The organism is Sphingobium limneticum (assembly GCF_008710165.1).
GTDB classification, from domain to species: Bacteria; Pseudomonadota; Alphaproteobacteria; order Sphingomonadales; family Sphingomonadaceae; genus Sphingobium; species Sphingobium limneticum.
This window is the reverse complement of the sequence record NZ_VYQA01000002.1, coordinates 1-14,557: the sequence shown is the minus strand read 5'-3', so window position 1 is coordinate 14,557 and position 14,557 is coordinate 1. Positions and strand designations below refer to the sequence as shown.

The 14,557-nt window shown below is 63.4% G+C and carries 3 protein-coding genes and 1 pseudogene; all 4 read left to right on the top strand.

Annotation, left to right across the window (positions count from 1 at the left end):
- The first annotated feature begins 409 nt into the window (after window positions 1-409).
- Window positions 410-5,038 (top strand): Ig-like domain-containing protein, encoded by a 4,629-nt coding sequence (locus F4U95_RS25040; RefSeq protein WP_246171468.1) that lies wholly within the window; start codon window positions 410-412, stop codon window positions 5,036-5,038.
- Window positions 5,039-5,130: 92 nt separating this feature from the next.
- A complete protein-coding gene (locus tag F4U95_RS02105; RefSeq protein WP_150424411.1) occupies window positions 5,131-6,861 on the top strand; it encodes a type I secretion system permease/ATPase in 1,731 nt (576 codons plus the stop codon).
- Window positions 6,858-8,219, top strand: a complete 1,362-nt coding sequence (locus F4U95_RS02100) for an HlyD family type I secretion periplasmic adaptor subunit (protein ID WP_150424410.1) — start codon at window positions 6,858-6,860, stop codon at window positions 8,217-8,219. The genes F4U95_RS02105 and F4U95_RS02100 overlap by 4 nt, the downstream gene beginning before the upstream one ends.
- Window positions 8,220-8,622: 403 nt before the next feature.
- Window positions 8,623-14,319, top strand: a pseudogene (locus F4U95_RS02095) (Ig-like domain-containing protein); the annotation flags it as partial.
- Window positions 14,320-14,557 lie beyond the last annotated feature (238 nt).

Genomic DNA, 14,557 nt, shown 5'->3' with positions numbered 1-14,557 from the left:
TGAGAACAGGTCATATTTACAGTCTTTCCTGCCTGTTCCCCGATGTGGCATCGCGGCCAGAACGAACCGGTTGATCGGGCCGGGTCGCCCATCCTGTTACCCATTGAGGAAGACAACTCTGCCAGTTTCGTTGCTCGAACCTGCCGGTCCACCTTATGGCTGGCGATCGATCGCGAGGGAAAATTGGGAGAGTAAAATTGGCCTTTGAGCGGCCGATTAGGGTCTACTTCGGCAAGCGGCAGCTGGAACCTGGCTGTCGGGCTGACATTTCCGTTGTTCGACAGAATCTTGTGTTAGCAAGACATATATTTGTCATGACGCCAACCTACTGCCTCAACCCGGTCTGACAGCATGACTCAAGTTGGTGGGGACCGCTTGAGCAGGCATGTCCTTTTTGGGGTAACCGTTCATGGCGTCGAACGTCTTCATTAACGAAATTCACTATGACAATGCCGGCACCGACAGTGGCGAGTTTGTCGAGATCGCGGGTCTGGCAGGCACCGACGTCACCGGATGGAGCATCGTGCTCTATAACGGCAATCCTGCCCAGCGCAGCAGCTACAGCACGCAGACGCTGAGCGGCGTCATCAGCGACCAGCAGAATGGATATGGCACGATCCGCATCGCCTACCCCGCCAACGGCATCCAGAATGGCGGGTCGGGCCCCAGCGGCGAACCCGACGGCGTCGCTCTGGTCGATGCGCAGGGCAATGTCGTCCAGTTCCTGAGCTGGGAAGGCAGCTTCACAGCGGCGAACGGTCCTGCGGCGGGCATGACCAGCACCAATGTCGGCGTGTATGAAGACGGGACTCAGAACGGAACGTCGATCGGCCTGGTCGGCACGGGCACCGGCGCCGCCGATTTCCAGTGGGCGCTGATCAACGGCGCGACGGCAGGCGGCGTCAATGCTGGCCAGAGCTTTGGCGGCGGCACGCCCAGCCCGACGCCCGGCACGCTGAATATCGCCGATGCCAGCATCGTGGAAGGCAATGCGGGCACCGGCGAGATTGTCTTCACCGTCAGCCGCGTCGATGGCAGCAGCGGAGCGGTATCCGCCGCGTGGACGTTGGCCTTCGGGTCGGCCGATGCTGCCGATTTCGGTGCCGGTTTCGCGACCGGTGGAACGGTGAATTTCGCTGACGGTGCGACCACGGCGGAAATCCGCCTGCCGATCCAGGGCGATACGGTTTTCGAGGCGAATGAGAATTTCGCGCTGACGTTGAGCAACGCCACCGGCGGCGCGGCGATCGGCCGGGCGACCGCGACCGGCACGATCACCAATGACGATGTGGCTCCGCCCGCACCAGCGGCGAACGTCTTCGTCAACGAAATCCATTATGACAATGTCGGCACCGATGTCGGCGAGGCGATCGAGATTGCCGGCGTCGCGGGAACCGACCTGACCGGTTATCGGATCGTCTTCTACAACGGCACGAACACGCCCGACGCGGCGCCGGTCTATGACACGCTGGCCCTGTCCGGCGTGATCGACAATGAGGGCAATGGCTTTGGCGCACTGTCCTTTGCCCGTGCCGGTATCCAGAATGGCGGCGCGGACGGTTTTGCGCTGGTCGCGCCCGATGGCACGGTGATCCAGCTGCTATCCTATGAAGGCACGTTCACCGCCGCGCCGGGTACGCCCGCCGCCGGCATGACCAGCACCGACATCGGCGTGGCCCAGGAACCGGCGCCGGGCGTCGGCCTGTCGCTGCAACTGACCGGCGCGGGGTCCAGCGCCGCCGACTTCAGCTGGACCGCGGGATCGGCGCAGAGCTTCGGCGCGCTGAACGCGGGCCAGTCCTTCCTGCCCGCCGACGGCCCAAGCCATGTCCGCATCAGCGATGCGCGCGTGGTCGAAGGGGACGATGGCGTATCCAACATGGTGTTTACCGTGCAGCGCGCCGGTGGCCAGATCAACGCGGTGAGCGTGGATTATGCCGTGCTGTTGAACGGCACCGCGGACGCGGGCGATCTTTCGGCCAATGCGCCGCTGGCGGGCCGGGTCAGCTTCGCGGCAGGCGAGTTCAGCAAGCAGATCATCGTGCCGGTCAAGGGCGATACGCTGAGCGAAAATAACGAGACGCTGTCGGTCGCGCTGGGTGCGACCACCGGCAACGTCATCATCGACCGGGCGGTCGCCACCGGTACCATCGTCAACGACGATCCGATCGCGCTGGTCATCGGGCAGATACAGGGCGAAGGCCATGTGTCGGCCTATGTCGGGCAGACCGTCATCACCGACGGCATCGTGACCGCCGTCGCCAGCAACGGCTTCTATCTTCAGTCGGCGGTCGGCGATGGCAATGCCCGCACGTCGGACGGCATCTTCATCTTCACGTCCTCCGCGCCCGGCGTCGTGGTAGGCGATGCCGCGTCGGTCCGTGGCACGGTGTCGGAATATGCGGGCGACCCGTCCAGCCTGTCGGTGACGCAGATCGTGTCCCCGGTGGTGAACGTCACCAGCCAGGGCAATGCGCTGCCGTCGGCCGTGCTGATCGGGACGGGCGGCCTGACGCCGCCCAGCCAGGCCATCGATCACGATGCGCTCAGCAATTACGACCCTGCCAATGACGGCATCGATTTCTGGGAATCGCTGGAAGGGATGCGCGTCACGATCGATGCGCCGCAGGTGGTGTCAAACACCAATCAATATGGCGAAACCGATGTCGTGGCTTCGCATGGTGTTGGCGCGACCGGCATGAACGATCGCGGGGGCATCACCATTTCCCCCAATGCGGACGGCACGGTCGACTATAACCCCGAAAAGATCCAGATCGACGCCGACAGCATAATCCTGCCCGGCTATAATCCCGCCCATAGCATCGGTGACCAGCTGGCCAGCGTGACCGGCGTACTGAACTATAGCTTCGGCAATTACGAGTTGCTGGCGACGGAAGCGGTTAGCGTCACCAAGGATGTGACGCTGGAACGCGAAGCGACGACGTTGCAGGGCGACGCCAATTATCTGTCCATCGCTACCTATAATGTCGAAAATCTGGATGCGGGCGACAACAAGTTCGACATATTGGCCAGCAATATCGTCTATAATCTCAAGGCGCCCGACATCGTCGCATTGCAGGAAATCCAGGATGCCGATGGCGCGGGAACGGGCGGCAACCTGTCCGGCACCGTCACGGCGCAGGGCCTGATCGATTCCATCTATGCCCAGACCGGCAAACATTATGCCTATGTCGAGGTTGCGCCCGACACCGCCAATTCGACCGGCGGCGAACCCAATGGCAATATCCGCAACGGCTTCCTCTACAATGTCGACCGCGTATCCTATGTCGAGGGCAGCGCGGAACTGATCACCGGCGGCGCTTATGCGGGCAGCCGCAAGCCGCTGGCGGCGCAATTCAACTTTGCAGGCCAGACGATCACGGCGATCGACGTTCACTTCACCTCGCGCGGGGGCAGCGACCCGAACTGGGGCAATACGCAGCCTGCGCAGGCGGCTGGCGATGCCGCGCGCACCGCGCAGGCGGCGGGCGTCAAGGCCTATATCCAGGAGCATCTGGCCGATGATCCCTCGCTGAACTTCGCGGTGCTTGGCGATTTCAACGGCTTTTATTTCGAGGAGGCCCAGACCCAGCTGACCGATGCCGCCAAGGGCGGCATGCTGACCAACCTCAACACACTGCTGCCGCCTGAAGAGCGCTACAGCTACATGTTCGAGGGCAATGCCCAGCAGATCGACCATATATTGGTTACGGGCGGTCTGGCGCAGAACGCCCGATATGATGCGGTGCATATCAATGCGCAATTCAGCGGCGATCGGCCGATCGACCATGATCCGCAACTGGCCCTGCTTATGCTGGGCGCCGCGCCCAAGGATCTGGTCCTGACCAATGCGGCGGTTGCCGAAAATCTGCCGGCGGGCAGCCTGGTCGGCACGTTGGCGGCGACGGACACGGCCAATGACGTGCTGACCTACAAGCTGGTCGACGATGCCAACGGCCTGTTCGTGGTCGATGCGCAGACCGGCGTCATCACGACGACCGTCGCACTCAACTATGAAGCGTTGTCGTCCTACGCCATCGTCGCGAAGGTGACGGACACGGGTGGTCTGTCTACACAGCACGGCTTCACCATAGCCGTTACCGACGTCAACGAAGCGCCGACCGCCGCGAACGACAGGATCGCGGTGAACGAGGATGCGACCAGCCAGAATCTCTGGTCCACATTGCTAGCCAATGACAGCGATCCCGATATCGGCCAGACGCTGAAAATCAGTGCCGTTGACACCAGCAAGACGCTGGGCAGCGTGATCTTCGACGCCGCCACGCAGCAACTGCGCTATGTCGCCGATCATGACTCGTTCGATGCGCTGGCTACCGGCGCCAAGCAGACGGACAGCTTCACCTATACCGTGACGGACGGGCAGGGGCTGACCAGCACGGCAACGGTCGAGGTTTCGGTGACGGGCATTGCCGACGGCATCGTCCGCACCGGCACGATCTTCTCCGACACGCTGAACGGCACGGCGGGCGAGGACAAGCTGTCGGGCGGTCTGGGCAACGATACGCTCAATGGCCTAGACGGGCACGACATTCTGGACGGCGGCATCGGCAACGACAAATTGTATGGCGGCGCGGGCAATGACGTTCTGTTCGGCAGCCTTGGCAATGACATGTTGAACGGAGGCGACGGCAACGACATCCTGTTCGGTGGTCTGGGCGATGACGTGCTGACCGGCGGCAAGGGGATGGATGTGTTCCACTTCGGCCGTCTGGACGGCAATGACAAGATCACCGACTTCGACGTCACGCAGGACAGCATCGTTCTGGACGACGGCATTTCGCTGCTGCGGTCAAAGGTGCAGGATGTCGATCGCGACGGGGTGAAGGATCTTGTTCTGACCTTCAACCTGGGTACCACGGTCACGCTACTGGGAGTGAGCGACGCCAAGGCGATCAAGTTCGGCGCGCCCGACCAGTGGTCCGACCATCAGCCCGGCGCTGGTGGCATCCTGGATGGGATCGGTGATTTCATCTTCGATCGCTTCGGTGGGTTGTTCGACTCGGGCCACGGTCTTTGAAATAAGGTCCGCTCAACGCGGATATGAGTGATGCTTCGCCGCGCAACGGTCATCCGTCGCGCGGCGAAGCCTTGAATGATAGTGGTATGGGAATGACAGATAGGGTTCAGGGGCCGCTGCGCGCGGCATTGGCATGTTGCAGGCGGCATTTCATCGCCACGGCCGGTTTCAGCGCATTGGTGAACCTGCTCTATATCGCGCCCACCATCTACATGTTGCAGGTCTATGACCGGGTCGTGCCGACGCAGGGGTTGCAGACGCTACTGTTCCTGACCCTTGTGCTGCTCTTCGCGCTGGTAACGCTGGCCTGCCTCGACCGCGTGCGGCAGCGATTGCTCACGCGCGCCGGGGTGCAGATGGACGCGGTGTTGGCCCCGCTGATCCTGGATGCCACGCTGGGGCGGCCCGACATGGCCGTCGCCCGGCAGGCGTTGCGCGAGTTCGACCAGATGCGCGGCACGCTGACCGGGCCGGGCATATTGGCGCTGTTCGACGCGCCATGGGTGCCCATCTATCTGCTCGTCTGTTTCATGGTGCATCCCTGGATCGGTGCGTTGGCAGTTGCGGGGTGCCTGCTGATGCCGATCCTCGCCTGGGCCAATGAGCGGCTGACGCGCGGTCGGCTCGATCTGGCGCAGCGGATCGCGGGGGAAAGCTATTCCCATCAGGATGCCTTGCTAGGATCGGCGGACAGCCTGCGCGCGCTCGGCATGCGCCGGGCGATGGTCGCGCGGCAGTTGCGCCAGCGCGAAGCGATGCTGTCGGCCCAGACCGAAGCCAGCCTCGCGTCGGGAAACATCCTGACCGTCACCAAATTCGTGCGCATGGCGCTGCAATCGCTGGCGCTGGGGCTGGGCGCGCTGCTGGCGGTGGACAATCTGATTTCGGCCGGTGCGATCTTCGCATCGTCCTTCCTCATCGCCCGCGCGCTCCAGCCGGTCGAGCAGCTGATCGGAAGCTGGAAGGCGATCATCCAGGCGCGGCAGAGCTATGCCAGCATCGACGCCCTGCTGGCGACCATGTCGGATGCGTTCAGCCAGACCCGCCTCCCCGCGCCGCGTGGGGCGATGCAGCTGGAGGGCATCACCGTCCTCAATGAAACGCGCGACGGGGCGATCGTGCAGGCCGTGTCCCTGCGCGTCCAGCCGGGCGAAGTGATTGCGGTGATCGGGCCGAGCGGCGCGGGGAAGTCCACGCTGATCCGCGCCATCGCCGGGGCGGTCCTGCCCGATCGCGGGACGGTGCGGATCGACGATGCCGATGTCCGGGACTGGGACCCTGAGCAACTGGCCCGGCATATCGGCTATCTGCCGCAGGATTCGGCCCTGTTCGCAGGCACGGTGGCCGAGAATATCGCCCGGTTTGCGGGCGAACTGGGCGAGGATCGCGCCGCCATCGACTCTACCGTCGTGGCGGCGGCGGAGCAGGTCGGAGCGGGGCCCCTGATCGCGCGTTTGTCCAACGGCTATGATCATCGGCTCAGTCTGGGCGGACGCGGCGTGTCGGCAGGGCAGGCGCAGCGCATCGCCCTGGCGCGGGCCGTCTATGGCGATCCGGCGATCCTGATCCTGGACGAACCCAATGCGCATCTGGATGGGGAGGGCGACGCCGCTCTGATCCAGGCGCTGACCGCGCTCAAGGCGAAAGGCAAGACGATCCTGATCGTTTCACACAAGCTGGGCATATTGCCAGTGGTGGACAAGTTATTGGTGCTGCGCGACGGGCGGGCCGAACTGTTCGGACCGCGAGACGAGATTTTGGCGAAGGTCGCCCCACCCAATATCCGGCACATGCCCACGCCGCCCGTGGCCGGTGCGGCATGAACCGGCCCGCCATCGTCCCCGTGCCTGAACCGACGTCGACGTCGGTTTCGATCCTGGCCGATCCGTTGCGCGACATTCGGGTCGGGCTGATCGTGGCTGCGATTTTCTTTCTCGGCTTTCTGGGCTGGGCGGCGTTCGCCCGGCTGGATGCGGCTGCCTATGCGCCGGGGACGCTGGTGGTATCGGGGCAGCGCCAGTCGGTGCAGCATCGCGACGGCGGCGTGGTGGGCAAGATTTACGTGCGCGAAGGGCAGCGGGTTCAGCGCGGCCAGTTGCTGATGACGCTGGCCGCTGCGGAGGTTCAAGCGCAGGAGCGAGCGCTGGCGTCGCAGGCCATCCGCCTGCTGGCGCAGCGCGCCCGGCTGGAAGCCGAGCAGTTGGGCGTCGGCCGCATCGTGCCGCCGCGCGAATTTGTGTCCCTGTCGACGGAGGACAAGGCGGAAGCCGCGCTGGCGATGCGATTGCAGCAGACCGAATTGTCGGCGCGCACCTCTGTGCTGGGGGCGCAGCGCGACGTTTTGGCGCAGCGGGCGGCGCAGTCGGGCGAGCAGGGCCGGGGCTATGGCGAGCAGACGGTCGCGACCCGCGAGCAATTGCGTATCCTGGATGAACAGATCACTGCGCTAAAGCCGGTGGCGGACAAGGGGTTCGTGTCCAAGACCCGGATGCGCGAATTGGAGCGCGCGCGGGCCGAACTGGAAGGGCAGCGCGGCCAATATGCTGCCAGCGTCGCGCAGACGCGAGGGGCTGCGCGTGAAAGCGAGATGCAGGCGCTGGAGGCGCAGCGAAGCTTCCGTGAGCGTACCGCGTCGGACCTGCGCGACGTTGAAACCGCGCTGGGCGAGATATTGCCCAAATGGCAGGCGGCGCGTGATCAGCTGGAACGGACCTCGATCCGCGCGCCAGCGACCGGGGCGGTGGTCGGCATGACCATCTTCACGCCCGGCGGCGTGATCGCTTCGGGGCAGAAGTTGATGGACATCGTGCCGGAAAACGAGCCGCTGCTGATACAGGCGCGGATCGCGCCCGACGATGCCGACGACCTGACGGTCGGCAAGAAGACGCTGGTAAAATTTTCAGGGCTGCATGAACGGCAACTACCCAGTCTGGAGGGGGAGTTGCGACGCCTGTCCGCCGACAGCTTCGCCGATGAAAAGACCGGGCAAAGCTATTTCACCGGCGATATTGTGGTGCCGCGCAGCCAGCTGGCGCTGATCCGCGATGTGCGGGGCAAGGATTTCGAGCTACGGGCAGGGATGCCGGTGCAGATACTGATCCCTCTGCGTCAGCGCACCGCGCTGGACTATGCGATCGAACCGCTGGTCGGCAGTTTCTGGGCCTCCTTTCGCGAGCATTGAAGTGGCTCATTCCTGTCTCCGATGGCGAGATAGTCGAAATGGGGAGGTTTTTTCGTCATTACTCATGACAAGACTGCAATTTTGTCATGAGTGAAGATGCTATGGCATGACCAACTATGGAACTTTCGCGACTGCGGGTTCTGCTAGCGTTCTCAAGAAAGCCGACATTGCCGGTGCCATGCGATGATGTCGGTCCGTTTCGGGATAATGGGCTGTTTCGACGAGATGTAAGCTGCCAGTCCACTGTGGAGCAGAAACGTCCATAACGTGACGGCTATGCGCCCGATCCTGGGTGCCTAATCTAGAGCCGTTTCCAGGCTTCGGTTCGTCGCTCGTTTAACTTTGTTTTCACCATCTTAGCACACCTTTTTAACTGAAGAGGTGACAGGCGGATGAGACGGTGATGAAAATAAAGGGTTCTCTGACATCCAAAAGGCGTCCGCACCTCCTGTCGCTTGAGCCGCGGATGATGTTCGATGCGGCGGCCGCAATTACGCTGCAAGATGCTGTAACAAAAGCAGATAATGTCGATCATGGCGCCATGGACGGCCCGGATCGTGCGGACTTTTCACGTATTACCGAACGGCCCGGACCCGAGCCTGTCTCTCTAGAGGCCGATAATCCGTCTCAAGCCCCGATAGAGCCGAATCAGCCCGCAGATATTTCGGCTACGACACGAGATGTGATTTTCATCGACACGTCGCTTGCCGATTATCGGCAATTGGCCAGCCAGTGGGCTGATCGCGGCGAGGTCATCCTGATCGACGGCACAGGCGACGGCGTAGAACAGATGCGCTCGGCGCTCGCCAATCGGTCCGGGATCGATGCCATCCATATCGTCAGCCATGGTGCCGACGGCGTATTCTGGCTCGGCACGAGCAAGGTAGACGAGACGGCGATTAATGGCGGCTTGCACAATTCTCTGGCCGATATTGGCAGATCGCTGAGCGTCGATGGCGACATATTGATCTATGGCTGCGATTTCGCTCAGGGCGCCGTCGGTCAGGCGACGATGGAAGCGCTGGCACGCGTGACTGATGCCGATGTCGCAGGGTCCAGCGACATCACGGGCGATCGTGCGCGTGGCGGCGACTGGGTGCTGGAATCGCAGGTTGGAACGATCGAGGCGCGCACATTGGATGGCGGGGACTGGGCACATACGCTCGATCCGAACAACCCGATCCCCATCGCAGTGACGGCCGACAGCCTGCGTGTCGTCAACGGCAGCGGCACGGTGGTCGTGAACGGTGCGACAGGCTATGGTTCGGACGGACGTTCGCCCGACGTAGGCCAGGGCGCGGTCGCGACATGGACCAATGTCGCAACCTTCAATGGCCAGCAGGTCGATTTGCGAGCGACCGTCGTGTCGATCAGCACGGGCGATGCCATCCGTTTCAACAGGCCGACCGGCACCGGTGTGAATGGCGATGATCCGACATTCCTGTTGCGCGACCTGACTACCGCCAATGACGCGACTGTCGAGATTCGCTGGGAACTGGTCGTGTCCGGCACGACGACCCCGTTACCGGCGGACGTGCGCTTCACCATCGCGGATATTGACGGCATCGGCGGCGCGCCGAATACGCGGGAAAGCGTGACCGCCTCTACGCAGGGCTTGGCCTATTTCACGCGCGAGGGCGTCAGCAATATCAATTTCACCTCGTCGCTGGACCAGATTACTGCGTCGGGCACGCAAAATGAGAATACCGTCGCCAATCAGCCTATCACATCGCAATCGGCCGCGACGTTCGATTGGAGTGCGGTATCGTCCTTCACGCTGAGTTATCGTCTCACGACCAACAGCGTGACGACGCAGGCGCAATTCTACCATGATGGCGACGCCGACTTCATTTATACAAATCCGGTCTATGTTTCGATTCCGCGGCTGGATCTGGATGGGAACGACAGTACGGCGTCCGGCAATGATGCGCATTTCACGTTTACAGAAGGCGGGCTATCGACGTCGATCGTCGATACCGACATCGTCGTCAAAAACCCGATGGACATCAGTTCCATCATCGGCGGCACGGTCGTCCTGACCAACTATCAGGCAGGCGACAGCTTCACCATCGGCACATTGCCTTCCAACATCAGCGCGACGATAGGCCCCGTTACGAACGGTCGCCTGACGGTAACTTTATCCGGCACCGGCAGCGAAAGCGATTATGCGGCTGCTTTCCAGGCCATCCGCTTCAGCAACAGTTCCGATACGCCCAGTTCCACCGAGCGTGTGATCAACGTGTCCTTTTCGAACGACACATTGACGAGCGCAGTTGCCGTCAGCCGGATCACGGTCATCCCTGTCAATGACGCGCCGGTCGCGGTCAACGATAGCGCGACGACGGCGGAGGATACGCCGGTGACGATCCCGGTGCTGGCGAACGACAGCGATCCCGATGGTGATCCGCTGACGGTGACGGCTGCGACCGCGCAGAACGGCACGGTGATGATCAACGCCAATGGCACGCTGACCTATCGGCCCAATGCCAACTATAACGGCACGGACACGATCAGCTACACGATCAGCGACGGGCAGGGCGGTACCGCCAATGCCACGGTCGCGGTGACGATCACGCCGGTCAATGATGCGCCAATGCCGGTGGGCAGCTTGCCTGGTCGTGCGACGCAGGACGGGTCGGCAGTGTCTTATCCGACCGCTTCTGGCTTCACCGATGTGGACGGCGACGCGCTGAGCTACAGCGCCAGTGGCCTGCCGGCGGGCTTGGCGATCGACGCAGCGACAGGCCTGATCACGGGAACGGTCAACCGTAGCGCAAGCCAGTCCAATGGCGGCAGCTACAGCGTGACGGTGACGGCCCGCGACCCCAGCGGCGCGATTGCTACGCAGGTTTTCACGATCAGCGTCACCAATCCCGGTCCCACGGCAGTGAACGACAGCGCAACGACTGCGGAAGATACGCCGGTGACGATCCCGGTGCTGGCGAACGACAGCGATCCCGATGGCGATCCGCTCACCGTGACCGCTGCCACCGCGCAGAACGGCACCGTGACGATCAACGCCAATGGCACGCTCACTTATCGGCCCAATGCCAACTATAATGGCACGGACACGATCAGCTACACGATCAGCGACGGGCAGGGCGGCACCGCCAATGCCACCGTCGCGGTGACGATCACACCGGTCAACGATGCGCCAACGCCGGTGGGCAGCTTGCCTGGTCGTGCGACGCAGGACGGGTCGGCAGTGTCTTATCCGACCGCTTCTGGCTTCACCGATGTGGACGGCGACACGCTGAGCTACAGCGCCAGTGGCCTGCCGGCGGGCTTGGCGATCGACGCAGCGACAGGCCTGATCACGGGAACGGTCAACCGTAGCGCGAGCCAGTCCAATGGCGGCAGCTACAGCGTGACGGTGACGGCCCGCGACCCCAGCGGCGCCATTGCTACGCAGGTCTTCACGATCAGCGTCACCAATCCTGGCCCGGTCGCCGTCAACGACAGCGCAACGACGGCGGAGGACACGCCGGTGACGATCCCGGTGCTGGCGAACGACAGCGATCCCGATGGCGATCCGCTCACCGTGACGGCTGCCAGTGCGCTGCACGGCACGGTGACGATCAACGCCAATGGCACGCTCACTTATCGGCCCAATGCCAACTATAACGGCACGGACACGATCAGCTACACGATCAGCGACGGGCAGGGCGGCACCGCCAATGCCACGGTCGCGGTGACGATCACACCGGTCAACGATGCGCCAACGCCGGTGGGCAGCTTGCCTGGTCGTGCGACGCAGGACGGGTCGGCAGTGTCTTATCCGACCGCTTCTGGCTTCACCGATGTGGACGGCGATGCGCTCAGCTACAGCGCCAGTGGCCTGCCAGCGGGCTTGGCGATCGACGCAGCGACAGGCCTGATCACGGGAACGGTCAACCGCAGCGCGAGCCAGTCCAATGGCGGCAGCTACAGCGTGACGGTGACGGCCCGCGACCCCAGCGGCGCGACGGCGACGCAGGTCTTCACGATCAGCGTCACTAACCCCGGCCCCACGGCAGTGAACGACAGCGCAACGACGGCAGAAGATACGCCGGTGACGATCCCGGTGCTGGCGAACGACAGCGATCCCGATGGCGATCCGCTCACCGTGACCGCTGCCACCGCGCAGAACGGCACCGTGACGATCAACGCCAATGGCACGCTGACCTATCGGCCCAATGCCAACTATAATGGCACGGATACGATCAGCTACACGATCAGCGACGGGCAGGGCGGTACCGCCAATGCCACGGTCGCGGTGACGATCACGCCGGTCAATGATGCACCAACGCCGGTGGGCAGCTTGCCTGGTCGTGCGACGCAGGACGGGTCGGCTGTGTCTTATCCGACCGCTTCTGGTTTCACGGATGTGGACGGCGACACGCTCAGTTACAACGCCAGTGGCTTGCCGGCGGGCTTGGCGATCGACGCAGCGACAGGCCTGATCACGGGAACGGTCAACCGCAGCGCAAGCCAGTCCAATGGCGGCAGCTATAGCGTGACGGTGACGGCCCGCGACCCCAGCGGCGCCATTGCTATGCAGGTCTTCACGATCAGCGTCACCAATCCCGGTCCGGTCGCGGTCAACGATAGCGCGACGACGGCGGAAGATACGCCGGTGACGATCCCGGTGCTGGCGAACGACAGCGATCCTGATGGTGATCCGCTGACGGTGACCGCTGCGACCGCGCAGAACGGCACGGTGATGATCAACGCCAATGGCACGCTGACCTATCGGCCCAATGCCAACTATAATGGCACGGATACGATCAGCTATACGATCAGCGACGGGCAGGGCGGCACCGCCAATGCCACGGTCGCGGTGAGGATCACGCCGGTCAATGACGCACCAACGCCGGTGGGCAGCTTGCCTGGTCGTGCGACGCAGGACGGGTCGGCAGTGTCTTATCCGACCGCTTCTGGCTTCACCGATGTGGACGGCGACACGCTCAGCTACAGCGCCAGTGGCCTGCCGGCGGGCTTGGCGATCGACGCAGTCACAGGCCTGATCACGGGAACAGTCAACCGCAGCGCAAGCCAGTCCAATGGCGGCAGCTACAGCGTGACGGTGACGGCCCGCGACCCCAGCGGCGCCATTGCTACGCAGGTCTTCACGATCAGCGTCACCAATCCCGGTCCCACGGCAGTGAACGACAGCGCAACGACGGCAGAAGATACGCCGGTGACGATCCCGGTGCTGGCGAACGACAGCGATCCCGATGGCGATCCGCTCACCGTGACGGCTGCGAGTGCGCAGAACGGCACGGTGATGATCAACGCCAATGGCACGCTGACCTATCGGCCCAATGCCAACTATAACGGCACGGACACGATCAGCTACACGATCAGCGACGGGCAGGGCGGCACCGCCAGTGCCACGGTCGCGGTCACGATTACGCCGGTCAATGATGCGCCCGTTGCGACGCCGGTTCCACCGATCGCGCTCGTCGATGGCCAGGCGGTGGACCTGCCGCTGGGTGGCGGCTTCAGCGATCCCGATGGTGATGAGCTGACCTATGCGGCGACCGGTTTGCCGCCGGGTCTGAGCATCGATCCCGTCACCGGTCGCATCGCCGGCATGATCGACCGCGCGGCGAGCCAGTCCAATGGCGGCGTCTACACCAGCATCGTCACCGCCAGCGACGGCCGCGGCGGTACGGTATCGACCAGCATCGACTGGACCATCGTCAATCCCGGCCCGGTCGCGGTCAACGACAGCGCGACCACGCAGCAGGGTGTGGCGATCGACATCGCGGTGCTGGGCAATGACAGCGATCCCGATGGCGATGCGTTGAGCTTGGTGTCGGCGCAGGCGGGGCAGGGCACGGTCATGATCAACCCCGATGGCACGATCCGCTATGTTCCCAATGCGGGCTTCCGCGGCACCGATACGATCCGCTACACCATCACCGACGCCGATGGCGCCCAGGCCAGCGCGACCGTGCTGGTGACCGTGATGCCGGTCAACGCCCCTCCGGTCAGCAATGGCCTGCCGCCGCAGATCAATGGCGATGGCGTCAGCGTCAGCGTGCCGGTCGGCCCCGCTTTCTCCGATGCCGACGGCGATCCGCTCAGCTATGCCGGTAGCGGCCTGCCGCCGGGGCTGACGATCGATCCTGCAACGGGCGTCATCTCCGGCACGATCCAGCCCGGCAGCGCCAATGGCGGTCCGGCGGGCAATGGCGTCTATCCCGTTGATCTGCCCCCCGCTGAGTGGCCCAGAGACTATGATAGTCTGGACCATGAAAGGGACATTGAATGCCGAGCAAGAAGCACAAGCCGGAAGAGATCATCGGCAAGCTGCGTGAAGTTGAGATTGTGCTGGCGCAGGGAGCGAGCAC